The following is a 24147-nucleotide window of genomic DNA, read 5'->3' as shown; positions in this document are numbered from 1 at the left end:
TGCGATTTATTAATAAAGTGATCTATATACATTTAAATAAGCCTTAGCGGCTTTGGTCCAGCAAAACTGCTCGCTGCGTTGACGGATCATTGGAGCCATCTGACCTGTTCTGTATTGCTCCATTCCCTGGCGGAATACCTTTTGTACATGCAGCGCATTGAAGTCGCTGAAATAAAAAGCCGCCGAGCTGCCAATCTCCGGAAGTGCCGTCATATTCGAAAGAAAAACCGGTTTACCCGCAGACATGGCCTCCGTCACAGGTAATCCAAAACCTTCAGCAATAGATGGTAATGCAAATGCGTAACAATTCTGATAATACCATGATTTCTCCGGCTCGGAAATATTTCCCAATACGCGAAGGTTGTCTTCTACGCGAAGATCCCGGGCTGATTTCTGAACAAAATCGAGATAATTCGGATCATCAAGTCTTCCTGCGATCAACAGCTCAAGATCATTATTCTGCTGTAGTAACGGCAGTAACACATGAAAGTTCTTTTTGGGGCACATTACGCCTAAAGAAAAAACGAATGGACGCTCTGGCTTGTACGAATGGCTGTACAGCTCAGGACTTTTTAAAGAATTAGTGCCATTATATATAACATATACCGGTTTAATCCCAGTGTCACAGTATGTCAGTACATCCTGCCTGCAAAAATCAGATATGCAGACAATTGCATCTGCGCGATCTATGTTACCCTGAAGGTGACGAAGATATTTAGCTCTCTTCGATTCATTCTTTTTCTCATATATAAAATTAAGGTCGTGAATCGTGAGCACCACTTTTATCCGCTTATTCCTACGGGGAATATAGGCTGAACTCTGATAAGTACAGTGAAATATATCAAAGCCTTTCAGTGCAGGCATGTAGAACTTCTGTAATGAATGCTGGGTAATATATTGAGTTGCATCTCCAAACTTCCCATGTACCTGGGATGGAGCGAAGAAATTGATCTGCTCGCGTTTAGGGTCTGAATGTGACTGCAGATGATGTCCAAGATTCAGATTATAATGATATAGCCCTGTGTTATAATACTTCATCCTTTCACAATCGAACACGATTCGTTGCAACATAAAATAAATTGTTGATGAACAAATTAAGGAGGAGTTCGGCTGAAAGTGTTGTAAGCGATACCCCATGCAAAATCCATACCGTTTGATGAAGCAGCGTCATGATGAAGCAATTCAAAGGAACGGATTTGTGCGGTTGACAACCTATTTACATGTGTCGTTGCATCGTTGCTTAAATATATTTCAGATGCTGTATTATATAGTTGAGATGATTAAATCGTCGCCTGAAATCTGCTAAAGAAAATAAAAAAAACTTCTGTTAAAACGAAAGTGGCTTGAATTATGATGAGCTTTGCTGCCCTTTCGAGCGAAAAGCTATTTTTATGAATGAGGTAATACTTGACTGTGACCTGATGCGTCACCCCAATTCCGGTTTATACTATTACTGTCTGAACCTTGGAAATCATTTGCAGGCAAATTTGACTGATGGTAATCAGATAAAAGTACGGCACTATGTTCCGAGATCTGTAGCTGGTGCTTTTCAAAATAACCATCACAACATTGTTGAACGACGATTGCACAAATACTATCGGCCTTTTCTTAATCAATGCAGGGTCTGGCATGCTCCGTTCCAATCCGGGAGGATCCTTCCTGATAAAAGAAAGTATCCGAATACAAAGGTTGTATTGACGATACATGATCTCAACCCCTTGCATGAAGGAAAGCCCTTAAAAGAACAGAAGAAGAGCCTGGCACATACGCAGGCCCTGATCGATAAGAGCGATGCGATCGTTTGCATATCTGAATTTGCGAAGTCGGATGTGATGAAGCATTGTGATGTTGGCAACAAGCCCGTGTACGTGATCCATAACGGAACACACAAGGTGCTTGAATCGAGCGTGCCAATGGGCTCTTTCCGGCCGAGCAGGCCGTTTATGTTTGGAATGGGATACGTTAACAGGAAAAAGAACTATCACGTGTTGTTGTCGCTGGTAAAAGATGCGGAGATGGATCTTGTGGTCGCGGGACGATTGGATGAAGGGGATTATGTGGAATCCATCCGCCGCGAAGCGCTTGCCATGGGCATAGATGACAGGGTTCATTTGCCAGGGCTCATTTCCGAAGCGGAAAAAGGATGGTACCTGAGAAACTGTTCTGCGTTTGTTCATCCCTCCCTTGCGGAAGGGTTCGGCCTTCCTGTTGTTGAAGCAATGCAGTTTGGAAAGCCGCTGTTCCTTTCAAACAGAACATCACTGCCTGAGATCGGCGGTGATCTGGCTTTCTATTTCAATTCTTTCGAGAAAGAAAACATGCGCAAAACCTTTCACGAAGGGATGCAACGTTTTCAACGTGAGAATATGTCAGGAGCACTGATCAATCGTAGTAAGATCTTCGATTGGCAAAAGAATACAAAAAAATATATAGAAGTCTATCAAACCCTGTTATAACTATGTGGAACGAATCTGTCGAAACTATAGAAGAGCAACGCGAGTGGAATACCTCTCTGACATTTGATGCCGGAAGAAGGAGATCGGAATTATGCAAAGCAAAAGACTGGCAGCTTGACTGGTATAACCGTTGGAGCGCAGAGATCTGTGAAACGCCACGTTTTCACCGGAAGCAATGGGAGTATACATACATTCTTCAGGCGCTATGGGAGAGAGGCTGCATTGCCAAAGGAAGAAAAGGTCTTGTGTTCGCGGTAGGATCCGAACCATTGCCATCACTCATGGCAAAATATGGTTGTGATATCACTGCAACGGATATATTCCCTGAAGCCGGGGCGGAAATGGGTTGGACGAATGGTGATCAGCTTTGCTTCGGCCTTGAGTCACTCAATAAACGAAACATTGTTGATGATGCCACATTGCGTAAACATGTACGCTATCAGCCAGTGGACATGAACGATATTCCCTCATCACTGAAGGATTACGATTTTACCTGGTCGAGCTGTTCTTTCGAACATCTTGGAGGCATTGAAGAAGGACTGAACTTTCTCAGGAATCAACTGAATACACTCAAACCCGGTGGCTGGGCCGTGCATACAACCGAGTTCAATATTTCTTCCAATGAGAAAACCCTCGATACCGGAAATACCGTGATCTTCCGTATGCGTGACCTTGAAAAGCTCGCCGAAGAGCTTCGTGCAGAAGGGCATTTCGTGGAAGAACTTGACTATTCCCTTGGCGGACTTCCCGAAGACTTCATGGTAGACACTTTCCCTTACAAACAGGATGTGCACGTGAAGCTTCAACTCAATGAATATGTGGTCACTTCAATTGGATTGATCATCAGGAAGAAAAAAGAGCGGAAGATATTTGGGTTGTTTTGAGAGAGACCACCGATTGCAGGCAGTCTCTTAACAGCAGACAGTTAGAATATGTATGGATATGAAAAAAGACCTTCTCAACAGAAGGTCTTTTTTCATATGTTCAATCAGGTAAAATCTGTTCGTTGATAGTAAATGTCTGCGGTCTTACTTCAGGTCCAGCTTTATCTGCAACTCATCAAACTGTTTCTGATCGATCGTTGCCGGTGCATCTATCATCACATCCCGTCCGCTATTGTTCTTCGGGAATGCGATAAAGTCACGGATGCTTTCGCTGCCACCAAGGATCGAGCAAAGGCGGTCAAAGCCGAATGCGATACCTCCGTGTGGAGGAGCGCCATATTCAAATGCGCCAAGTAAGAAGCCGAACTTGTGCTGTTGTTCTTCCTTATCCATGCCCAGTGCTTCAAACATTTTTTCCTGCAACTCTCTTTGATAGATCCGGATGGAGCCACCGCCGATCTCGTTTCCATTCAATACCATGTCATATGCATTTGCTTTGATGTTTGCATATGGGTGCTTAAGGTACTCTGCCGCATTGCTGATCGCAGGGTTATTGGAGATCATAGTATCAATATCCGACGGCTTCGGAGAAGTAAATGGATGGTGACGGGCTACCCAGCGGTTTCCTTCTTCATCATATTCGAATAACGGGAAGTCAAGCACCCAAAGCAATTTATATTCGTTGTCTTTACGAAGGCCAAGACGTTTGCCCATTTCAAGACGGAGCTCACTGATCGCTTTACGCGTTCTTTCTTCATTGCCGGCAAGGATCAATACAAGGTCTCCTTTCTGAGCGCCAGCCGCATCCGCAATTGCTTTCAGTTTTTCTTCTGAATAAAATTTGTCAACGCTGCTCTTGTATGTTCCGTCTGTATTTGCTTTAATAAATACAAGGCCTTTCATGCCGATCTGCGGACGCTTGACCCATTCAGTCAGCTCATCCGTTTGCTTGCGGCTGTATTCGCTGCAGCCAGGCACTGCGATCGCAAGAACTGTTTCCGCTTCATCAAATACTTTGAAGTCGGCACCATTTACCAGTGCCGCCTGATCTTCTTTATTTACATAAACGGAAGACGGTTTTTTGAGGTTCAGCAAACTCATGCCAAAACGGATATCTGGTTTGTCGTTGCCATATTGCCACATGGCATCTTCCCAGGTCATGCGTTGAACAGTTTCGGTGTAATCAATATTCTTCACTTCTTTGAAGATCGATTTCACCATTCCTTCAAACATGGAAAGGATGTCTTCTTGTTCTACGAAACACATTTCACAGTCGATCTGTGTAAATTCCGGCTGGCGGTCTGCACGCAGGTCCTCATCCCGGAAGCATTTTACGATCTGGTAGTAGCGGTCATAGCCGCTCACCATCAGTAACTGCTTAAAGGTTTGAGGAGATTGCGGAAGTGCATAAAACTGGCCGGGGTTCATCCGGGAAGGTACCACGAAGTCGCGCGCGCCCTCAGGTGTGCTTTTGATCAGGAATGGCGTTTCAATATCTATGAAGCCGTTCGAATGCAGGTAGTTACGTGCGGCGCGATTAACGGAATAACGCAATTCCAGGTTTTTTTTCACCGCATTTCTTCTCAGATCGAGAAAGCGGTATTTCATGCGGAGGTCGTCACCACCATCTGTTTCGTCCTGGATGGTAAATGGCGGCACTGCCGATTTATTCAATACTTTAAAAGAAGTGATGATGATCTCGATATCTCCGGTCGGGATCTGAGGGTTTTTATTGGTCCTTTCCTGCACGGTACCTGTTGCCTGTAACACGAATTCTCTCCCTAATGGGTTTTCTTCCAATTGTTTATTTAAATCTTCCCCAAACAACAGCTGGGTGATCCCATACCGGTCCCGCAGGTCCACAAACGTAATGGCTCCAAATTTCCGTACTGTTTGCACCCAACCCGCCAGGGTCACTTGCTTGGATGCATCGCTCAATCTTAATTCACCGCAGGTGTTTGATCTATACATATATAAAGGTGTGTCGCTTAGTTAATAAACTGGGCGCAAAGATAGGAAAGTCCGGGAATCGTTGACCGTTGTCCGTTGATCGTCGACAGGTTCGTCCGCCTGTCAAAAGCTCAGTCAAGGGTCAACGGACAACGGTCAGCGATCCCACATAAGACAGATTCTAATCGCAAACATGCAATCTTCCTCCCTTAAACACCGTTATCCCTTTGCCGGAAGGGTACCGGCTGACTGCGCAAGCCACAATGGCCGGTCGCGTCGTAGATTTACGGTCGTGAAATAACTGCTGAATGCTTGCATTTGACACGTCCGTGGACTACATTTACGAATTAACCCGTACGCTATTATGTCATCATTCCTGCGAAAGCTGAATAAGTTATTTGCGCGCGTTCCTGCCACCACTTCCGCAGTTGCACCTGCTGAAGAGTTGGAGGTTGATGATGCTACTTTCCATGATTATTCATTTCTTATTGGTAGTGTATTCTCTTACTTCAATGATCTGCCGGCTGCATCAAAAAGGAAATTTGTTACAAGGGTCTATCAATTCAAAAATCAGAAGCGTTTTCATTTTATCGGGCTCGAGAAAAATGATGATACAGCGATCCTTGTCAGTTCTTCCGCTGTACAGGTGACCTTCGGTTTGAAGAATTACCAGCTTTCCTATTTCAAAGATATCTATATACTGGCCGATGCTTATCACATGGATAGTGATAATGAGTTGTATATAGGACACGTTGCGCCCGATGGGATCTATCTTTCCTGGAAACATTTCCTTTATGGTTATTCATACAAGGAAAAACCTGATAATATCAACGTTGCCGTTCATGAAATGGCCCACGCACTATTGCATAATAACTTCTTTGCGCAGTATGGTGCAGATATGCACTTCAGGTTGAACTACGAGAAGTTCTCAACCAGTACAGGGCAGATCCTTGCAGACGTGATCACGAAAAAAAGAAGCTACCTCCGCAGTTATGCCTTCAGTAATATGCATGAATTCTGGGCCGTAAGTGTGGAAGCATTCTTTGAACATCCAAAGGGATTGAAAGAAAATATGCCCGACCTGTATGAAGCCTTATGCAGGGTGCTGAACCAGGATCCCGGAACGAGCGCGAAACTCATTGGTCAGGATGTAAAGGCGGCGTGAAGAGGGTTTAAGTTTTGATGATTTAAAAGTTTCATGGTCCCTCTATGTACATAAAATAATAAGAAGAAAGGTTACGGAAGTTTGACTTTGTAACCTTTCTTCTTTTAAACGCTGCCAGGAGTTTATAAAACTTTTAAATCATGGAGCTGTTGAACTTTCTCTTCCTATTTCCTGCTCAACACTTTCTCAAACCGTTTCACATCTGCATCTTTCGCAATGGGCAGATCATACACCAGATGATCCGTTAACTGCTTTGCGAAGTAAGGCCCAAGCGAACAGCCTTTTGTTCCCATGCCATTCAATATGCCGACGGAAGGATGAAGGGGATGTGTTCCAACAAATGGCCTTCTTTCCAAAGTTGCCGGTCTTAATGCCGAGCGATGCTCGACGATCCTGAACGGGACCTTTAACCAGTTCTTCATTGCGTTCTCTGTGTTGTCACGGAATGCCTGCGTCGGAGATGCATCATCGAAGTTCCATACATAGCTGGCGCCGATCCAGAACATGTCTTTTTCGGCAAGCGGTACGAGCAGCAGAGATTTTTTGTAGATGTTATGATCCGGCAGGCCAGGGATCTCGGCCACCAATGCCTCTCCTTTATTAGGTGCAAATGGCAATTGGTTGAAGTAAGGATTATCAAAACTTGCCGCGCCATCGCAAAAAATGATCTTTGAAGCAGTGATGCCTTTGTAATGGATCTTATCCGGTTCTATCTCCAGCTGAGAAATGTCAAACTGTTCTTCGCGGAGATAGCCTGCGTTGGAAAGCACCGATCTCCATGCGGGAATGATCTTGTCGAGATGTGCCGTATAAACCGGCCTGATCTCTCCGCAGCCGAATTCGAAATGAAAAAACTTGTTGAAATGATTCTGTTCCGGATAGGCATGAACATACTGGTCACCTGTTTCTATCTTTTGCAGAAATCCATCACGCATGAACGGGTTGGGGAAGAAATCGATGATATTCTTTTGTGAAATGGCCTGAACGGACAGGTCTGTGCCAAGTTCGCTATAGGCTTTCCAGGCATAAGGCAATACCTCGTCGACCATCCATACTGTTACAAGCCGACGGCCTGTGACCGGGTTAATGATTCCCGCGGCAACACGTGAGGGGCTATCAGGTTTTGCGTCATCTATCACGATCACTGATCTGCCTTCTTTCTGCAGATAGTAGGAAAGAAAGGTTCCGCAAACGCCCTGGCCGATGATAAGGAAGTCTGTGTTCATATTCCGCAAAAATACAGCGATCAGCTCTTCTTCACATAATATTCGCGGTTTGCATACAATCGCTTCCCTTTTATCCGGATAATGGTTTGTTGGGCATCCTGGGATGGCTCGTATAAAGTGACCTTATGAATATTATCACCAATTGTTCCCGGTATAGAGCCGGGGTAAGTGAATGGACGGTATCCTTCCAGGTAAAAGATCAGTGTATCACTCCGTTTGAAATCCTGTGCAAAGAAATAAAGCGAATTGCCAAAATGAGGTTTGAGCTGGGATTTCGCTATGCGGATCGCCCTGATCTTCACCTGTTCGCCGAAGCGATTCCAGAAATTAATGGACGAGATCGTAGTGAAACGGCTGATAGAATCATTAGCTACTGGCCCACTGAATGCACCATCGTCTGATGACGGGATCAGCACAAGCTGGCTCTTATCCATCGACCATTTACCGCCTGCGAAGTATAGCAAAGTCCGGTTGGTGCGCGAAGTGCCAATTTCAACCGCCTTATCGCCGGGATAGATCCATTCGAAACTACTGTCAGCCTTCAGGGAAAGTTGTGCTTCGCCGCCTGGTGTATGATAAACCCCGCTCACTTGTTTTCCCGCACTGCAGGAAACAAGAAGAAAAACATTAGCGGCAAATAGTAAACGGATCAGCATACAATAAAATAAGCCAAACGTACGAAACGATTGGCTTATTGGGTACCCTAAAAAGGTATAATTTCTCAAATAGAATGCCTGAGGCTAAAAAGCTCTGAGGTTACAAAATCATCTGAAGTGTTGTCGCATTCACCTGTGAGTGCATTAACAAAGACAACAACTTTTAAACAAAAAACCTCTTCCGCTTTTACTGTACCGTAATCCTCACTCCTTCGCTGTGCGAGCTAAACTCCGGCGCATACATTGACTGGATTGTGGTTACTCCATTGCTGAAATTGCCCGAATGAGTCACAAACAGGGAGTATTCAAACACATAAGTTCCTTTCTTCAGATTGTCAAAGAAGAAATTCGTGGCAGCATCTTTCGTGCTTTCGTAATACCCGAGACCATCCTGCCATTTATAACTGCTCAACACGTTCACTGGTTCGAGGGAAGAGGCACGCATGTCTTTCATGTGGACGTACTCCATATCACGGTCAACACGTAATTCGATTCGTACTTTGATCTTATCGCCGATCTTTAGTTTTGCACCGTCAGCTACCGGTGTCAGTACCGGTCCGCGATCAGCATTGGTTTCAATAAATAATTTCTTCTGTAGCTTCAGCGGTGTTTCAGCAGACGTGATCTTGTCAAGGTTCTCAAAATACTGCCAGTACGCGCCACCCCAGGATGGTGCGGAATTAGTAGTTGCTCCCGAGACCTTCACCGTGATATTACCCATAGCTGGTTTAATATCTTTCTGCGGAATTGTTTTGCTGAAATAGCCTGTACCGGCCTCCAGTTTGTTATCCGTAGAACTGATCGTTGTACTACCGAGCGTGATATTTATCACAGGAGATTCATTCACCCAGTTGGTACCCTGCAACAGCAGTGCGTAACATGCTTCGGCTGTTGCTTTGGTAGATTCCCATTTATTGGTCTGTTTGTTCTTCAGCAACCAGGTACGCAGGTCATCTACAGCTTTCGTGTCTTTGGTGATCTCGCTGAACGCTTCGATCAGGAGGGCCTGTCTTTCGATAGGAGACTCATACCACCACCAGCCGCGGCGGGCATCTTTCCAATACATGCCCAGCTCTTCATTATTGATGGACGTTTCTTTCAGCGATTTAAGAATGGCAACTGGTGTCGCTTTGTCATCAAGGCGGTGCAATGCGAGAGCCAGCATCCCCAGCATGTATTTGTTCTGATTCGTCCAGCTCAGCGGTAAACGGCTTCTGAAATATTTGTAGGCCGTTTGTGAAGCTACCGCTACTTTATATTCCGGGAAGAAACTGCGCATATAGAAATACTGGATCGCGCTATGGCCCGGCACGTACGTTTTCAGATCAGTTTTATATTTCAGCAGGTTGTCATACTCTTCCTTCATCTTCAGGTCAAGATAAGGGATGGCCTTCTGCAGGATCTGGTTCAACTTAGTATCCTGCGCAGCAGATATACCTTTCAGTTTGCGAAGATGACCGATACCGGTTACGATGTATTGTGTCATATAGCGATCATCCGGGCCACCGCTGAACCAGACAAAACCACCATTGCTGCTTTGCAATTGCTTCAGTTTTTCATATGCGCTGTTCAACTCGCTGCTCATACGCATCATATCAAACAGGAGAGCGATGTTTTTCTTTTGCTGTGCTTCTGTTTTTGCTTCCAGCACCCAGGGTGTTTCTTCCAACAGGATGGATTTCAGTTCCTGGTTCTTTTGCAGGTTGCTCAGTAACGCAGCGGTATCTGCATTTTTCCATTGTTCAAATACCTGCTTCAGTTTAGGAGCGGCATTCGCGATGGAAGTAGCAAGAGAGTTTGCATAATAACGGTTCCAGGTCTGCTCAGCACAATCGTATGGATATTCCATCAGGTAGGGGAGTGCCTGTACAGCATACCATGCAGGGTTGGAGGTGTATTCAACAGTCAAAGAATGTTGCTGCAGCGTATTGCTGCCGCCAGATTGTTTGAGTTTGTCAAACGAGAAACTCTTTGTTCCATTGCCGCGCATCGGCAGGCTCATCGTTTCCGTTACCAGCATGCGGTTACTTAATACAGGCAGCATGTTCTCTTCACCATCGCTGAAGCCTTCGGCTTTGGCGACCACTCTCCAGGTGAGAGCCTCGGTATAAGATGCAGGGATATTCAGCGGGAAGAATAACACCGTGCTTTGACCGGCAGCTACTTTAAATGGTTTGCTTTTTTCTGTAAGATTGAAAAGGATATCTACAGGCTGATTATTGGCTGCGTTGAACAGTTGCAGTTCTGCGTTACCATTTAATTCCTTTTCTGAAAGGTTTACCACTTTTGCATTGAACACCAGTTTATCGCCTTCACGCAAGAACCGTGGAGCATTGGGTTGTACCATCAGTTCTTTTTGCGTTATGATCTCTTTCTGGCTGTAGCCGAAAGCAAGATCTTTCGTATGCGCAAGCGCCTGGAATTTCCACTTCGTTAATGCTTCAGGCATGGTGAAGGAGAATTCGATGGCGCCTGATTCGTCAGTCTTCAGATCGGGGAAGAAGAAGGCGGTTTCGTTAAAATTCTTGCGGGGTTGGATGTCACCCGCAGCATCATTTTTTTTGACAACTTCACCGTGGACAAACATTTCACTGGTTTGAGTGATAGTATACTTTACCACTTTGGACGGATCGTTGGCGTCAAATACTGGAACTGTATCATTGTTTGCGCCGGCATATTGAGAAGGAGCGGCAGCCGCAACCTCTCTGCCTGACATAGACTCTAACTGCATACTGGGCATAGATCTAAGCACTTGTTTGGCATTTCCCCTCCTGTAATTCTTATATCCAACGACTATCTCATCGCCGAATGAGTTAAATATAAGCCGGTCATAGTCCTTGATCAGTGCTACATAGGCATTTTCAACAACAGGTTTCTGTTGTGATTCTACTTTGGTAAATGTATTTCCAGTCCACTGTGTCCAGTTGGCAGAGAAAGTTGGCCAGATATATGGTGAGCTCCATACTTCTGAAGCAAATTGATCCAGCGACGCATCATACATTCCCGCCAGCATTTCTGCCGCTACTTTTTCGTTCTTCATACCAGAAATCTTTACTTTCCATTGCTCCTGGCTGCCCGGCAACGTTTTATCGCGGTATGTTTCATATTCTATTTTTAACTCCTTGTTTGTCCACGGAACCATGATGTTTTTATAGTCGATGAACACCTGGTTATGTTTTACAAATGCCCAGCTTACACCAAAGCCTCCACGGTCTGCTTCGGTTGTTTCAAAACCGATCCTCTTTTTCTCATCACCCAGTTTCAGAAATGAATATTTAAGATTGTCTGTGCTTTGATAGGAAGATGATCTATTGATCTGCTGGATCACGAACAGGTTGTCGGCGGTGCTGCTCAACTCTATATCCGCCGTTTTGCCCGGCTCAACTGGTGTTGGTTGTGTTGACGCGAAATAGATCGGCTGCTCAGGTTTTGACGCTTTTTCATTATAAAGCGTTACATACTTTACATCTTTCACCTCCCTGCCATCTTTATCCTTTGTGGCAATTTCGATGATATATGAACCTGCTTGTGAGATCATACCATCCAGGCTGAATGGCTTATCCTGTTTTGTCGAATCCTGCCTCTGCAAAACCTGCTCACCCTTTTCCCGGCTCGCCGGGTCGTTTTCATCATCATACAGATCGTTCGGGAAAAGTTTAATGTATTCTTCTTTTGTAAACACGAATTGATCAGGTCTTTCCCAAAGCCTGTTTCGGAGCAGGCGCTTTTCTTCTTTGAGACGCGAGATCTTTACAGACACCAGCGCAGGTTGGAATTCACCGTTATTGTTTGTTGTACGGATCCGGATCTTATTCAGGCTGTCTGCGGGCATACGTGATGGTACATCCACATCAAGCAGTAAAGATTTATAGCTTACCGATACGCTTTTCTCGCCACTTCTTGTTTCACCATTGATATCAGTGATATCTGCATATACAACATAGTCAAACGCAGGATCCAGTTTTGGATCCACTTTCAGATCAGGGATGGCGGCGAACTTCACTTTGAATTTACCTTCGGCATCAGTCGTTGTTTCACCATGGGTGATCTCCATCGGCTCGGATGGCGGATACCACCAGCGTTTGAATAACCAGGGATAGAGATACCTCACCTGTCTTACTACACGGTATTTCACTTGTGCGCCGTCGATATTATTTCCCGCGTAGGCTTTTGCAATACCCGTTACTTCGATGGAGTCATTTATGCGATAAGTCCCTTTAAGCGGCTCATATTCCACATAGTATTTAGGTCGCTTATATTCCTCCACCCGGAAATGTTCATAGTTTCTTTCAACAACGAGTGAGAATGAACCTGTCATTCCGCCGGAAGGCAATTGGAATTTCCCTGAGAAAGAACCGTACTCATTTGTTTTTACTTTTACGGAATCAACTTTTTCTCCGTTGGCGTTTTGCAGATAAACTGTAGTAGAATATCCGGACAATATATCCGACTCTTTTTTGCTTACATTTCTTGATATAACAATTCCCTTAAAGAAAATCGTTTGGCCGGGCCGGTAAATCCCGCGGTCTTTAAACATGAAAATATTTGTCTGGCTTTTTTCTTCCGGATTCCGGGCATTCGAATAATAATAATCCGTTTTGTACTGGTCGATAAAAAGATAGTCGTCCTTTGTTTTTATCTCTAAAGAATAAGTAAAGTTGCTGTTCCTTCTGTTCTCCTGTGTGTTTTGTTTACGTGCAATATGAAAGAAACCATTTTCATCCGTATTGTAAACCGCGCCTTTTGATTTGGAATACTTGTACGTATTATAATCGTAAACCTGTTCCCAAACCTGTACACTTGCATTACGTAAAGGCTGACCATTATCACGGTCCAGCACAAAATAATCCATGTTATAGTTGATATAACTGATGGATGATACATAAAAGCTTCTGGCAACAATAACGGCTGATTTGTTCTTAAAACCTTCGTCAGAAGACGCGATCAGGTAGTACTCTCCAGATGGCAGCGCATCAACTTTGACTTCTGCATTGTGCTGCTGAAGGTCTTTTGTATCAGGAAGAGCCTGCTTCCAACTCCTGATGGATGGAGCTGTAAGTATCGCTTTCCAGTAGCTGTCTTCATAAGACTTTTCAGACGCAGCTTTCAGTGCTGCAGTTTGTTTTACCAGGCGGAAGTATACACTGCTAAGATTCCGGTATTCGATCAGTGAGCGAAGCGGTTTGCCCGGAAGATTTACCTGCTCGATATGAAATTGCAGATGTGAGCGATTAAGCTCGTTCAACAGATTTGTAGCATTGATTTTCCCTTCAGATGAATCTTTCTGTGCCACCAGTTTTTGCAGAATCTCTTTTGCCTTTACTTTTTGAAAGCGATAGGTAGTATCCGCAAATGGCTTATACTGGTTTCCCTGTTCATTGTAATATTGGGCAACCAGATACCAGGCTTGTGATGCGGCCGGCATATTCTCATATTGGTGCGCAATATGGTTTACGCCATTGAAATAATATTCGTCTTTATCGGGGTGCGTGGATTTTGATCTGACGAACTGGTATCGTTGCAGATCAGCATCGATCAATGCATCATGTTTTTTATCATTCAGGTGAAAGGCGATCAGATCCTGGTAGATCAGCAATGCTTTATGTTGAAGCGAAGTGCTGTCATTTGTTTCAAATTTCCGGTGAATAAAATCCGATGCCGGATCAAACGCCGAAGCCTGGTTGATCTCAAAGGCATAAGCAGGTTTGTTCACGTCGCGTTCATCATTCTCAAAATATCCCAGTGCCTGGAAGGCGAGCAGATCATAAAGGGTAGGACGGAGGTGACGCATATTTCCTTTCATGATGATGGCGTTGTAGCGATCAAGACTTGTTTGCTGCAATAGCTTTTTATCTGCAAGCGAGTTCAGATAAAGCGCACCTGTTTTTTTATGAAAGTCTTCCGAAGTCCATGTTGCAATATCTTCTTTCTTGAAATTTTCTGTTTGTGTACGGTTGTAGAACTGCCAGCGGTTTTGCTGGTAGTAAGACCAATACTTTGTTGCGAGCAGGCTATTGAGTAAAGCCTTTGTGGCGCCTGATGTTCCAGGGATCTCTTTTTCGATCTCGGAAATGGAGAGGGGCGTATTATTCTCACGGGTTTCTTCCTGCAGGCTTGTCATGTAAATAAGTGACTTGATCATCTGGGCTTCCTGCTTTTCTTTTTTAGCAAGTTCGTAGATCTTCTTCACTTCTGTTAGTGCAGAAGCGGGGAGGTTTTTATTAACAAAACCTTCAACCTTTTTCCAGGCTGAATCATAGTTTTTAACGGGTGTCTGACTATTAGAGTTCATGGCAATCAGGCTGAATAAGGCGGCGAATAAGGTTACTAAACTGGATCGCTTCATGGTTAGAGATGAATTTGGGTACAAGTTAGAGAATCTTGTGCAGGGATATGATGCGGTTTACTGGTGCTTTGCATAAATCTTTTGGATCGGGTGGCGTAAGGAGCCACGCAGAGGACGCGGAGGAATCGCAGAGAGCGCAAAGAAAATACAGTTATCAAGGTTAATTCCATTGCGCCCTTCGCGGTTCCTTCGCGTCCTCTGCGTTGCTCCTTACACCACTCAAATAGAAAAAGGAGCGCTAAGACATTGCATTTTCTATAAGGTTTAATAGCGTTCAAAATCTTTATTTTCATTAACAAAAGTCATTAACAAATCTGTCCGGCTTTCATGCATAAACAATGCCATTAACATTAAATAACAATCCTCTCAAACCCTTGCTGATTCTATCTTTCATAAGTTATCAGATCGGCTTAACTTTTTCTTGCATCGTTTTAAGATCCGGTGGCATATGCTTTGGAATATTTTACACGAATTCGATTTTGAATTCAACCAATAAATGAAAGTATATGAAAACAATTTTTACACTCCTCGCTTCTTTGTTCATCAGCATCGGTGTCTTTGCTGCAAAGAGTAATACGATCCTTACGGTGAGATCTGCTGATCAGTCGAAGATCGTTATGGTGCTTGACGGAAAACGTTTCGAACCTAATGATAACGGCATCCTGTTACAGGGGCTCGAAAGAGGTTCTCACAACATTAAAGTTTATCGCGAAAGGAACAACGGCGTCTTTAATGTACTTGGAAGGAAGTATGAGATGGTATACAATGCCGACATTTCCTTAAAGAACAATACACACCTGACTGTAACGATCGAACGTAATGGACGCATCAGCATGTCTGAGATGAAGATCAAAAAGGGGTACATGCAGGATGACCGTTCTTATGATTTTGACCGTGATGGGAAATGGGGCGACTATGACCGTCATGAAGCCTATTCAAGGGGAATGAGTGACCGTGATTTTGATAATGTGCTGAACCAAATTGATAAAGAATGGCTGGAAAGCAATAAGCTGAAATCTGCGATCAATGTTGTTCGCAACAATTCGATCAGCGCTGCGCAGGTGAAAGAGTTACTGTTGCTGTTCAGCTTTGAGAACAACAAGCTGGAGCTGGCGAAACAGGCGTATGGCTCAACGGTAGATAAAAGGAATTATGATGTAGTGTATGGCGTATTCAGTTTTGACAGAACGAAAAGTGAACTTGAGCGGTATATCCGGAATTACAGATAGTCCCTGGTTTTGATTGGCGTAGAGTATCGCAAAGGACGCTAAGGAAACGCAATGAACGCAAAGAGATCCTTAGCGCCCTCTGCGTTTTCTTAGCGTCCTTTGCGATACTCCTACGCCAATCAAAAAAGCCCCGTTCCATATCAGGACGGGGCTTTAATTATTTGAGAGAAAAAAGTTACTTCTTCAGAACTTCCGCCATTTTCTTACCAATATCAGCTGGGCTGCTTACTACGTGAATACCGCACTCTTCCATGATCTTCATTTTTGCAGCAGCAGTATCGTCAGCGCCGCCAACGATCGCACCAGCGTGGCCCATACGACGGCCGGGAGGAGCTGTTTGACCGGCGATAAATCCTACCACAGGTTTTTTATTGCCATTTTCTTTGATCCAGTTTGCCGCTTCTGCTTCCATACCGCCACCGATCTCACCGATCATTACGATCGCGTCAGTTTCAGGATCAGCCATCAGGAGCGCAACAGCGTCTTTGGTTGGGGTTCCGATGATCGGATCACCACCAATACCGATCGCAGTAGAGATACCGAGACCAGCTTTCGCTACCTGGTCAGCTGCTTCATAAGTCAGCGTACCGGATTTTGAAACTATACCAATACGGCCCTGTTTGAACACAAAGCCCGGCATGATACCAACCTTACACTCGCCGGCAGTGATAACGCCAGGGCAGTTAGGCCCGATCAGACGTGTATTCTTACCCTGCAGGTAATTTTTTACTTTCACCATGTCCTGCACCGGAATGCCTTCTGTGATACAAACGACCAGCTCAACACCCGCTTCTGCAGCTTCCATGATCGCATCTGCCGCAAATGCAGGCGGAACAAAGATGATGCTCACATTAGCGCCGGTTGTTTTCACACAATCAGCTACAGTATTAAAAACCGGTCTGTCAAGATGGCTTGATCCACCTTTGCCAGGGGTAACACCTCCCACAACCTGCGTACCATACTCGATCATTTGTGTTGCGTGGAAAGTACCTTCTGTTCCGGTAAAACCCTGCACCAGGATCTTGGAATTTTTATTTACGAGGACACTCATGAAAATTTAATTTTTCGGTGTAAAAAAGTTTGGCAAAAGTAAAGTCAAAAGTCAAAAGTAAAAATTAAAAAAAGGGCGCAAGGGGAGAAAGCCGGAAGTCAAAAGTAAAAAGCGAAAAAGAACCCTTCGAAAAACGGTAAAAGCCGCCATGGTGGCGACTTCTACCGGTTTTACCGTTGATTTTTTAAATTTTACTTGATCATATCGTCCATATTCCTGTCCTCCGGGATCTTCCCTGATTCCTCCAGCATCCGCATTTCTTTGGCATCGCGGAGGAAGTCTGAGGCGAAAATGAACTCATTCAGCCGTTTATTTTTGCTGAAGATGATCTCTTTGTTACTTCCTTCCCATTCCTTGTTACCCTGGTACATATAAAGAATGTAGTTGCCGATCTCCATTACGCTGTTCATGTCGTGCGTATTGATGACAGTCGTGATATTGTACTCCGTAGTAACCTCCTGTATCAGTTTGTCAATGATGAGGGAGGTTTGGGGGTCCAGACCGGAGTTTGGTTCGTCACAGAACAGGTATTTGGGGTTCAGTACGATGGCACGGGCCAGCGCAACACGCTTTTTCATACCGCCGCTGAGCTCGGAAGGGAATTTTTTGTTGGCATCCACGAGTTTTACTCGTTCGAGCACCTCATTGACCCTTTTAAGCTTTTCGGCATGGGAGTCTTTGGTGAACATGTCCAGGGGGAATTTCACATTCTGCTCAACGGTCTGGCTGTCAAACAGGGCAGAGCCCTGGAACAGCATCCCGATCTCTTTACGGATATCTTTTCTGTCCTCATCTGTCATTGTCACAAAATCTTTCCCGTCGTACAGGATCTGCCCGCTGTCAGGCTGAAAAAGGCCAACAAGACATTTCATCAATACCGTCTTTCCGCTGCCGCTTGAACCAATGATCAGGTTGCACTGGCCGGCTTTCATCGTCGCAGTGACATCCTGGATGACCGTTTTGTCTGCAAAGCTTTTCCTGAGGTTTTTTATTTCAATCATGAGCGAAGCGTTTAAAAGTTTCTATGCTTAAAAATTCAAAAGTTTCGATGTTTAAAAGCTTGAACGTTCATTCTGTTCATAGAAGTAAATATCTCAAACCTCTGGAACCGCTGAAACTTATGGGACTCCTAACAATAAAACTTTTAAACCAATATGCGAGATCCTTACAGCAAAAGTGCTGAAAGGATGTAGTCGGCAAATAACAGCAGGATGCAGCTTACTACCACCGCCTTGGTACTGGCTTTACCGATCTCAAGTGCGCCGCCCTCTACATAGTATCCGTAGAATGCAGGCACACTGGCTATGATGAATGCAAACGTGTAAGATTTTGCAAGAGCGAAAAAGACATTATACGGAACAAAGCTCTGCCGCAATCCCTTGTCGAACAAATCTGTATTCAGAATGCCCGTCATACTGCCGGCCAGGCGGCCTCCCCAGATGCCCAGCACCATTGCAAGCATCACCAGGAATGGGATCATCAGTAATCCCGCCAGGATCTTTGGGGCAACCAGGTAAGATTTCGTATTGATCCCCATGATCTCCAGTGCATCGATCTGCTCGCTTACGCGCATATTTCCCAGCTCACTGGCGATCTTGCTGCCCACCACACCTGCCAGTACGATACAGGTCAGCGTTGGGGCAAACTCAAGGATCACCGTATCACGAACGATCTGTGCAATAGTTGAAGGAGGGATGATCGGGCTTACCAACTGATAAGCCGTTTGCAAAGTAGATACCGCACCGATGAATATCGAAATGATACACACGATCCCTAATGAACCGATACCAATATCCGAACACTGGCGCATAAACTCTTTCCAGTACATTTTGGCGTTTTCCGGCCGCTGAAACATCCCTTTCAGCATTGTGAGATAACGGCCAAGGTCTTTAAAGATAGACAAGAGGGAAAAGTTTTAAAGTTTAATAGGTAAAAAGTTTAAATGTCTTAAGGTTTAAGTGATTAAAAATTTCCGGGATCTGGATCATCCCGCTTCCCCCGCAAATGCCTTTGCGGAAAATGTAAGACCCGTGAGATCCGGGAACTTTTAATCACTTAAACTATTAAACTTTTAAACCCTGCTTACAGATCCTTACTCACTTTCTTAAACTTCTTCCACCATCCTGATCTCGCTACCAATTCCTCTGTGGAAGATGTTTTGCATTTGATCTGAGCATCCACTACGGCGATCAGCGCCATGTTTACGATGCTGTGTACCGAGCTACCCAACTGCAATACATGTACCGGTTTTTTCAGACCCAATAATACAGGGCCAATGGCATCTGCAGCGCCTAATTCTTTCAGAATATTGTAGGTAACGTTACCGGAGGCAAGGTTGGGGAACACCAATGTGTTCACATCCTGCCCCACTAATTCGGAGAACGGGTAATTTTCTTTGAGCAGGTCTTTATTGAAAGCCATATTTGCCTGGATCTCGCCATCCACGATCAGCGAAGGCATTTTGCCTTTCACGATCTTCCTTGCTTCCGCCACCAGCCTTGCTTCAGGGGAATTGCTGCTGCCAAAGTTGGAATAGCTCAGCATCGCGATGCGTGGGATCATATTAAAATGTCTCACTTCTTTTGCTACCAGCAGCGTGATCTCTGCCAGTTCTTCTGCCGTGGGGTTGAAATTGACTGTTGTATCTGCCAGAAAAAGCGGCCCTTTTTTGGTCAGCATGAGATACATGCCCGCAATTTTGTTCACCCCTTCTTCCGTTCCGATGATCTGCAGTGCAGGCCGGATCGTGTCAGGATAATTTTTGGTAAGGCCGGAGATCATTGCATCGGCATCGCCGCATTCCACCATCATACATCCGAAATAGTTCCTGTCGCGCATGATCTTCTTTGCCTCATGCACGTTGAATCCTCTGCGGTTTCTTTTTTCGAAGAATATTTCAGCGTACTGAACCCTTTTTTCCTTGGTGTCTTCGCTGCGCGGATCCAGTATAGGCAGGCTTTCGAGATCTATCTTATTCTGTGCGGCAATTGCCCGGATCTTTTCTTCATTCCCCAGAAGGATCGGATAACCGATCCCTTCATCGAACACGATCTGTGCCGCTTTAAGGATCTTCACATTATCGGCCTCAGCAAACACGATACGTTTCGGCTCGGTGCGGGCTTTGTTGCCAACAACGCGCATTACCTGGTTGCCCTGTCCGAGGCGTGTTTCAAGGTCGGCCACATAAGCTTCCCAATCAAGGATCGGGTATTTTGCCACGCCGCTTTCGATCGCGGCTTTCGCTACAGCCGGGGAGACTGTTGACAGAAGACGTGGATCGAGCGGTTTTGGAATGATATAGTTGGGGCCAAAGGCGATGTTCTTTTCATTATAGGCCAGGTTCACGATGTCCGGAACCGGTGTTTTTGCCATTTCTGCCAGCGCGCGGACAGCCGCCAGTTTCATTTCCTCGTTAATGCTTGTAGCGCGTACATCCAGTGCACCACGGAAGATATAGGGGAATCCCAGTACGTTATTGACCTGGTTGGGATAATCACTACGGCCGGTTGCCATAATGATGTCTTTGCGTGCAGCGGTTGCATCTTCCCAGCTGATCTCGGGATCGGGGTTGGCCATTGCGAAAACGATCGGGTTTTTAGCCATCGATTTCACCATGGAAGAAGTAACGGTATTACCCGCGCTCAGACCGATGAAGACGTCTGCGTCTTTCATTGCATCATCCAGTGTCATGCCCGGTTTGCCATTGGCAAACTGGCGCTTCAGGTCATCCATGTCTTCCCGGTCTTTGTGCAGCGCACCTTTACGGTCGAACATGATAAAGTTCTCCGGTTTCGCACCGAGGCCAACATACAGTTGAACGCAGGCCATTGCGGCTGCACCTGCTCCGTTCACCACATATCTGACCCTATCGATCTTTTTCTTCTGGATCTCCAGCGCATTCAGGAGAGCTGCCGCGCTGATGATCGCCGTACCATGCTGATCATCGTGCATCACCGGGATGCTGAGTTGCTTTTTCAGCTCCTGTTCAATATAAAAGCATTCGGGTGCTTTGATATCTTCCAGGTTAATGCCTCCAAAAGTCGGCTGCAGCGCCTTTACGATCTGAACGAATTTCTCGGGGTCTTTTTCGTCTATTTCTATATCGAATACATCAATATCAGCGAAGATCTTGAAGAGAACGCCTTTTCCTTCCATCACCGGTTTTCCGGCTTCAGGGCCGATATCACCAAGCCCCAGCACGGCAGTGCCATTGCTGATCACAGCAACCAGGTTTCCTTTCGCTGTATATTTATAAACATTCTCTTTATCGGCAGCAATTTCTTTGCAGGGTTCTGCTACTCCGGGAGAGTAAGCGAGTGAGAGATCTCGTTGGGTTTTGGTTTCTTTTGTGGGGACTACTTCTATTTTTCCTGGCCTTCCTTTCGCATGATACTCGAGGGCCTGTTGTTTTCGTAAGTCTTTTTGCATAGTTTATTGTTATAAAGCCGCGCCTGTTCTGCATCCCGGAGTATGGATGGATCGTTTAGTGTTGATTCCGGGACAGGAACGGGGTGCAAGGTACAAAATTAAAATTCGAATGATTTTTTTGCGTGGGGAGTGATCCCGAAAGGCTTGGAGAGTAACGGACAGAGCGCATGGAACCGCTAAGTTCACAACGGTTGATGCAGTTAAAATTGATTTCGTTGCGGCTTGGCGGTATCATTGCGTCTTCGGCGTTACTGCTACGCCCGGGTTGGTGAGGGGCGCTGCGGGGCGTTGAACTACATTCTGCCTGCCAATTTCATCATATCAGCCGCCGATCTCCACCGGCCATATAATTTCCCAGCCACGACTCATTTCTTTTAAGGAATTTCATTCGAATAACCAACTTATGCGTACGGGTACAATTGTCAAAACATCCCATCTGAATTACTCTTTCCGGAATGGCGTTAAAACGCTGGATAATGTAAACCTGGAAGTGCCCGCCGGAAGCATCTATGGTTTTCTGGGGCCAAATGGCGCCGGTAAGACCACTACATTAAGGTTGTTGCTGGGTTTGCTTAAAAATCAGGAGGGACAGCTGGAAGTGTTCGGGCAACCATTCGGGTCGCACCGGATCGAGATACTTAAGCGATTGGGTTCGCTTATTGAGCAGCCCTCATTGTACCTGCATCTTACGGCAAGGGAAAACCTGGAGATCTACCGGTTGGTATATAATGTATCAAAAGCAAGGATCGATGAGGTCCTGAAACTGGTAGGGCTGGAATCCACGGGTAAAAAGCGGGCGAAGCAATTCTCGCTCGGTATGCGTCAGCGTTTGTCAATTGCGATCGCATTGCTGCATCAGCCGGAATTACTGATCCTCGATGAACCGACAAATGGTCTTGATCCGAATGGGATCATTGAGATGAGGGAGCTGATCAGGAAATTGAACAGTGAGCATGGGACAACCGTGATCGTATCAAGCCATATTTTGATCGAGATCGAAAAGATGGCTACGCATGTGGGCATCATCCACAAGGGGCGAATGCTTTTTCAGGGTCCATTGCAGGAGTTGCAGCAGATGAAAACAAGGCAGAGCCTGCTGGAAATTGAAACAAGTGATAACCGCAGGGCTTTGGAAATTCTTTCCCGGCAGTATAATGCACAGCAAACAGAATCATTGATCATGCTGCCGTACGAAGGGAAACAGGAAACGGCCGTGATCAATCAGCTGCTAGTCAGGGAAGGAATTGACGTATATGCGCTTCATCCGAAGCAGAGCGATCTTGAACAATTATTTATTGAAATCACAAGTGATAATATATGAGTCTTGTTATTGCAACCAGGGCGGAGATCATTAAAAACCGTCGCGGTGCGGCATTCTGGATGTGCCTGATCGGATCTGCGTTCATCCCGTTCATTTATTTCCTGATCTATAATCTGAAGCCGGAGCGTAATTATGATCGCATGGCGGCCAATGCCTGGAGGGTTCATTTCCAGGAGGGCTGGCAGGGCTTCTCGATCATACTGCTACCGATGTTCGTGATCCTGACCTGCAGCCTGATCGTGCAGGTGGAGTATAAGAATAACACCTGGAAGCAGGTATTTGCTTCGCCCCTTTCAACGGGTAATATTTTCTTTTCGAAGTATACCGGGATCCTGGCGATGGTGATCTTCCTGCTGATCATGTTCAATGTATTTCTGTTGCTGGCCGGAGTGCTGACGGATGTTTTTCATCCGAAGTTCAGTTTTCTTGAGACGGAGGTAGGGTGGGGGAATCTTATAAGAAGAACGGTGAAATCCTTTATCTCCCTGCTTGCGATCGTTTCCATACAGTACTGGCTTAGTTTACGGTTCCGCAATTTCATTGTGCCGATCGCGATCGGCCTGGCGATGCTGGTGGCATCCATGACGTTGATGTCGTGGGAGCATATCGATAAGGTGCCGTATGCTTTTGCGTTTTTAAGTTATGCCAAAACGAGTACGGTAAGCGGCAGGTTCCTCGAAAACCACGAGATCTATTCGCTCTTATGTTTCGTGCTGTTCACGGTGCTGGGTTTTCTTGATCTGCGGTTCCGGAAGGAAAGGGGGTGATCAGCGAAGCCTGAAAATCCGGAGTTCAGCCTGAACGGGAGCCTTTTTGTCGCTGCCTGCCATTCCGGGATAAGGTTGCAGGTCAGACAGTTCGATCACATAACCGTTAATGATAGTATCCTGTTTTGGATATCCGGGCATAATGGAGAGCATAAAGGGAAGCTCTTTCTGTCCTGCGCGGAGCGTAAAGCGGGCGATGGCGATGCCAGCCCAGGAGCACAGGGAATTAGCGGGGCAGCGGCTGTCGGATACCACTTCATCAAAGCTGACAGTAGCGGTGTCATAGGTGCTCAAAGGGATGCGGGCGTTCAGGCGTACGACCGACGGTTCTTTGTAAGACCCGGCCTCATCCTTGCTGCAGGCAACGAGCAGCAAAGCCAATCCAACACATAAAGCCGGGAACCGTAAACGCATAAGCTATTTTCGGGTGTTGACAGTTAAGATTAAAAAAACGCTGCATGTAAAGACGTGGATGCCTGTTCGTCCTGGATTGTTGGCGTGTTCCTTCTCGATTCCTCCTCATTGCCTTCTCGGATTCTGAGGGGGAACAGAGGAGAACCGGGGTCTTTCCGGGGAGGCAAAGCGGAGAACTGGCGCAGGAGTATCGCCAAGAGCGCCAAGGACACGCGAAGGGCGCGAAGGTATCTTAGCGTCCTTTGCGTATCTCC

General features: G+C 45.6%; 16 protein-coding genes. 6 read left to right on the top strand and 10 right to left on the bottom strand.

What is annotated here, in order from left to right; all coding sequences use genetic code 11:
- Nucleotides 1–9: 9 nt before the first annotated feature.
- Complete coding sequence (locus LZZ85_RS27645) at nt 10–1071, bottom strand: glycosyltransferase family 4 protein (protein WP_237877256.1); 1062 nt, start codon at nt 1069–1071, stop codon at nt 10–12.
- A gap of 320 nt (nt 1072–1391) precedes the next feature.
- Here LZZ85_RS27645 and LZZ85_RS27640 point away from each other — a divergent pair, with 320 nt between their 5' ends.
- Both LZZ85_RS27640 and LZZ85_RS27635 read left to right on the top strand, forming a co-directional pair.
- Nucleotides 1392–2456 (top strand): glycosyltransferase family 4 protein, encoded by a 1065-nt coding sequence (locus LZZ85_RS27640; protein WP_237877254.1) that lies wholly within the window; start codon nt 1392–1394, stop codon nt 2454–2456.
- Nucleotides 2457–2458: 2 nt separating this feature from the next.
- A complete protein-coding gene (locus LZZ85_RS27635; RefSeq protein ID WP_237877252.1) occupies nt 2459–3340 on the top strand; it encodes a class I SAM-dependent methyltransferase in 882 nt (293 codons plus the stop codon).
- 144 nt (nt 3341–3484) lie between these two features.
- Here the strand turns inward: LZZ85_RS27635 and aspS are convergent, their stop codons facing one another.
- Nucleotides 3485–5311 carry an aspartate--tRNA ligase gene (aspS, locus tag LZZ85_RS27630; protein ID WP_237877250.1) on the bottom strand — a complete coding sequence of 609 codons (1827 nt, stop codon included), beginning with the start codon at nt 5309–5311 and terminating at the stop codon, nt 3485–3487.
- A gap of 343 nt (nt 5312–5654) precedes the next feature.
- Here aspS and LZZ85_RS27625 point away from each other — a divergent pair, with 343 nt between their 5' ends.
- The gene (locus LZZ85_RS27625) at nt 5655–6455 is read left to right on the top strand and encodes a zinc-dependent peptidase (RefSeq protein ID WP_237877248.1); all 801 of its coding nucleotides are present in this window, start codon (nt 5655–5657) and stop codon (nt 6453–6455) included.
- Between the two features lie 164 nt (nt 6456–6619).
- On the opposite strand, the gene LZZ85_RS27620 is transcribed toward LZZ85_RS27625, so the two are convergent.
- The 3 genes from LZZ85_RS27620 to LZZ85_RS27610 form a co-directional block, all read right to left on the bottom strand.
- On the bottom strand, nt 6620–7681 hold the full coding sequence (locus tag LZZ85_RS27620; RefSeq protein ID WP_237877245.1) for an NAD(P)/FAD-dependent oxidoreductase: 1062 nt from the start codon (nt 7679–7681) through the stop codon (nt 6620–6622).
- A gap of 20 nt (nt 7682–7701) precedes the next feature.
- Entirely contained in the window at nt 7702–8337 is a 636-nt protein-coding gene (locus tag LZZ85_RS27615; protein WP_237877243.1) for a hypothetical protein, read from the bottom strand.
- A 187-nt stretch (nt 8338–8524) separates the two neighbouring features.
- Nucleotides 8525–14683 carry an alpha-2-macroglobulin family protein gene (locus LZZ85_RS27610; protein WP_237877241.1) on the bottom strand — a complete coding sequence of 2053 codons (6159 nt, stop codon included), beginning with the start codon at nt 14681–14683 and terminating at the stop codon, nt 8525–8527.
- Nucleotides 14684–15189: 506 nt separating this feature from the next.
- Here LZZ85_RS27610 and LZZ85_RS27605 point away from each other — a divergent pair.
- On the top strand, nt 15190–15912 hold the full coding sequence (locus tag LZZ85_RS27605; RefSeq protein ID WP_237877239.1) for a proline and serine-rich protein 1 family protein: 723 nt from the start codon (nt 15190–15192) through the stop codon (nt 15910–15912).
- A 175-nt stretch (nt 15913–16087) separates the two neighbouring features.
- Here LZZ85_RS27605 and sucD read toward each other — a convergent pair whose 3' ends face one another.
- From sucD to LZZ85_RS27585, 4 genes are all read right to left on the bottom strand, one after another.
- Nucleotides 16088–16963: a succinate--CoA ligase subunit alpha gene (gene sucD / locus LZZ85_RS27600; RefSeq protein WP_237877237.1), complete on the bottom strand. Its 876-nt coding sequence runs from the start codon at nt 16961–16963 to the stop codon at nt 16088–16090.
- 191 nt (nt 16964–17154) lie between these two features.
- Nucleotides 17155–17964 carry an ABC transporter ATP-binding protein gene (locus LZZ85_RS27595; RefSeq protein ID WP_237877235.1) on the bottom strand — a complete coding sequence of 270 codons (810 nt, stop codon included), beginning with the start codon at nt 17962–17964 and terminating at the stop codon, nt 17155–17157.
- Between the two features lie 164 nt (nt 17965–18128).
- Entirely contained in the window at nt 18129–18866 is a 738-nt protein-coding gene (locus LZZ85_RS27590) for an MlaE family ABC transporter permease (protein WP_237877233.1), read from the bottom strand.
- 179 nt (nt 18867–19045) lie between these two features.
- Complete coding sequence (locus tag LZZ85_RS27585) at nt 19046–21391, bottom strand: NADP-dependent malic enzyme (protein WP_237877231.1); 2346 nt, start codon at nt 21389–21391, stop codon at nt 19046–19048.
- A 403-nt stretch (nt 21392–21794) separates the two neighbouring features.
- Here LZZ85_RS27585 and LZZ85_RS27580 point away from each other — a divergent pair, with 403 nt between their 5' ends.
- Both LZZ85_RS27580 and LZZ85_RS27575 read left to right on the top strand, forming a co-directional pair.
- Nucleotides 21795–22712, top strand: coding sequence for an ABC transporter ATP-binding protein (locus LZZ85_RS27580; protein WP_237877229.1), 918 nt, complete (start codon nt 21795–21797; stop codon nt 22710–22712).
- Complete coding sequence (locus LZZ85_RS27575) at nt 22709–23479, top strand: ABC transporter permease (protein WP_237877227.1); 771 nt, start codon at nt 22709–22711, stop codon at nt 23477–23479. Before LZZ85_RS27580 ends, LZZ85_RS27575 begins: the two co-directional genes overlap by 4 nt.
- Here the strand turns inward: LZZ85_RS27575 and LZZ85_RS27570 are convergent, their stop codons facing one another.
- Nucleotides 23480–23893 carry a hypothetical protein gene (locus tag LZZ85_RS27570; protein ID WP_237877225.1) on the bottom strand — a complete coding sequence of 138 codons (414 nt, stop codon included), beginning with the start codon at nt 23891–23893 and terminating at the stop codon, nt 23480–23482. It lies immediately after the preceding gene.
- Between the last annotated feature and the right edge of the window lie 254 nt (nt 23894–24147).

This window comes from Terrimonas ginsenosidimutans, assembly GCF_022012415.1.
Lineage (GTDB): Bacteria > Bacteroidota > Bacteroidia > Chitinophagales > Chitinophagaceae > Terrimonas_A > Terrimonas_A ginsenosidimutans.
Note: the sequence above shows the minus strand (reverse complement) of the source record. Positions and strands in the feature narration are given on the sequence as shown.

Excerpts from the sequence above, each read along its gene's own strand:
- LZZ85_RS27645 (WP_237877256.1), bottom strand. The coding sequence starts at position 1,071 with ATGTTGCAACGAATCGTGTTCGATTGTGAAAGGATGAAGTATTATAAC.
- LZZ85_RS27640 (WP_237877254.1), top strand. The coding sequence starts at position 1,392 with ATGAATGAGGTAATACTTGACTGTGACCTGATGCGTCACCCCAATTCC.
- LZZ85_RS27635 (WP_237877252.1), top strand. The coding sequence starts at position 2,459 with ATGTGGAACGAATCTGTCGAAACTATAGAAGAGCAACGCGAGTGGAAT.
- aspS (WP_237877250.1), bottom strand. The coding sequence starts at position 5,311 with ATGTATAGATCAAACACCTGCGGTGAATTAAGATTGAGCGATGCATCC.
- LZZ85_RS27625 (WP_237877248.1), top strand. The coding sequence starts at position 5,655 with ATGTCATCATTCCTGCGAAAGCTGAATAAGTTATTTGCGCGCGTTCCT.
- LZZ85_RS27620 (WP_237877245.1), bottom strand. The coding sequence starts at position 7,681 with ATGAACACAGACTTCCTTATCATCGGCCAGGGCGTTTGCGGAACCTTT.
- LZZ85_RS27615 (WP_237877243.1), bottom strand. The coding sequence starts at position 8,337 with ATGCTGATCCGTTTACTATTTGCCGCTAATGTTTTTCTTCTTGTTTCC.
- LZZ85_RS27610 (WP_237877241.1), bottom strand. The coding sequence starts at position 14,683 with ATGAAGCGATCCAGTTTAGTAACCTTATTCGCCGCCTTATTCAGCCTG.
- LZZ85_RS27605 (WP_237877239.1), top strand. The coding sequence starts at position 15,190 with ATGAAAACAATTTTTACACTCCTCGCTTCTTTGTTCATCAGCATCGGT.
- sucD (WP_237877237.1), bottom strand. The coding sequence starts at position 16,963 with ATGAGTGTCCTCGTAAATAAAAATTCCAAGATCCTGGTGCAGGGTTTT.
- LZZ85_RS27595 (WP_237877235.1), bottom strand. The coding sequence starts at position 17,964 with ATGATTGAAATAAAAAACCTCAGGAAAAGCTTTGCAGACAAAACGGTC.
- LZZ85_RS27585 (WP_237877231.1), bottom strand. The coding sequence starts at position 21,391 with ATGCAAAAAGACTTACGAAAACAACAGGCCCTCGAGTATCATGCGAAA.
- LZZ85_RS27580 (WP_237877229.1), top strand. The coding sequence starts at position 21,795 with ATGCGTACGGGTACAATTGTCAAAACATCCCATCTGAATTACTCTTTC.
- LZZ85_RS27575 (WP_237877227.1), top strand. The coding sequence starts at position 22,709 with ATGAGTCTTGTTATTGCAACCAGGGCGGAGATCATTAAAAACCGTCGC.
- LZZ85_RS27570 (WP_237877225.1), bottom strand. The coding sequence starts at position 23,893 with ATGCGTTTACGGTTCCCGGCTTTATGTGTTGGATTGGCTTTGCTGCTC.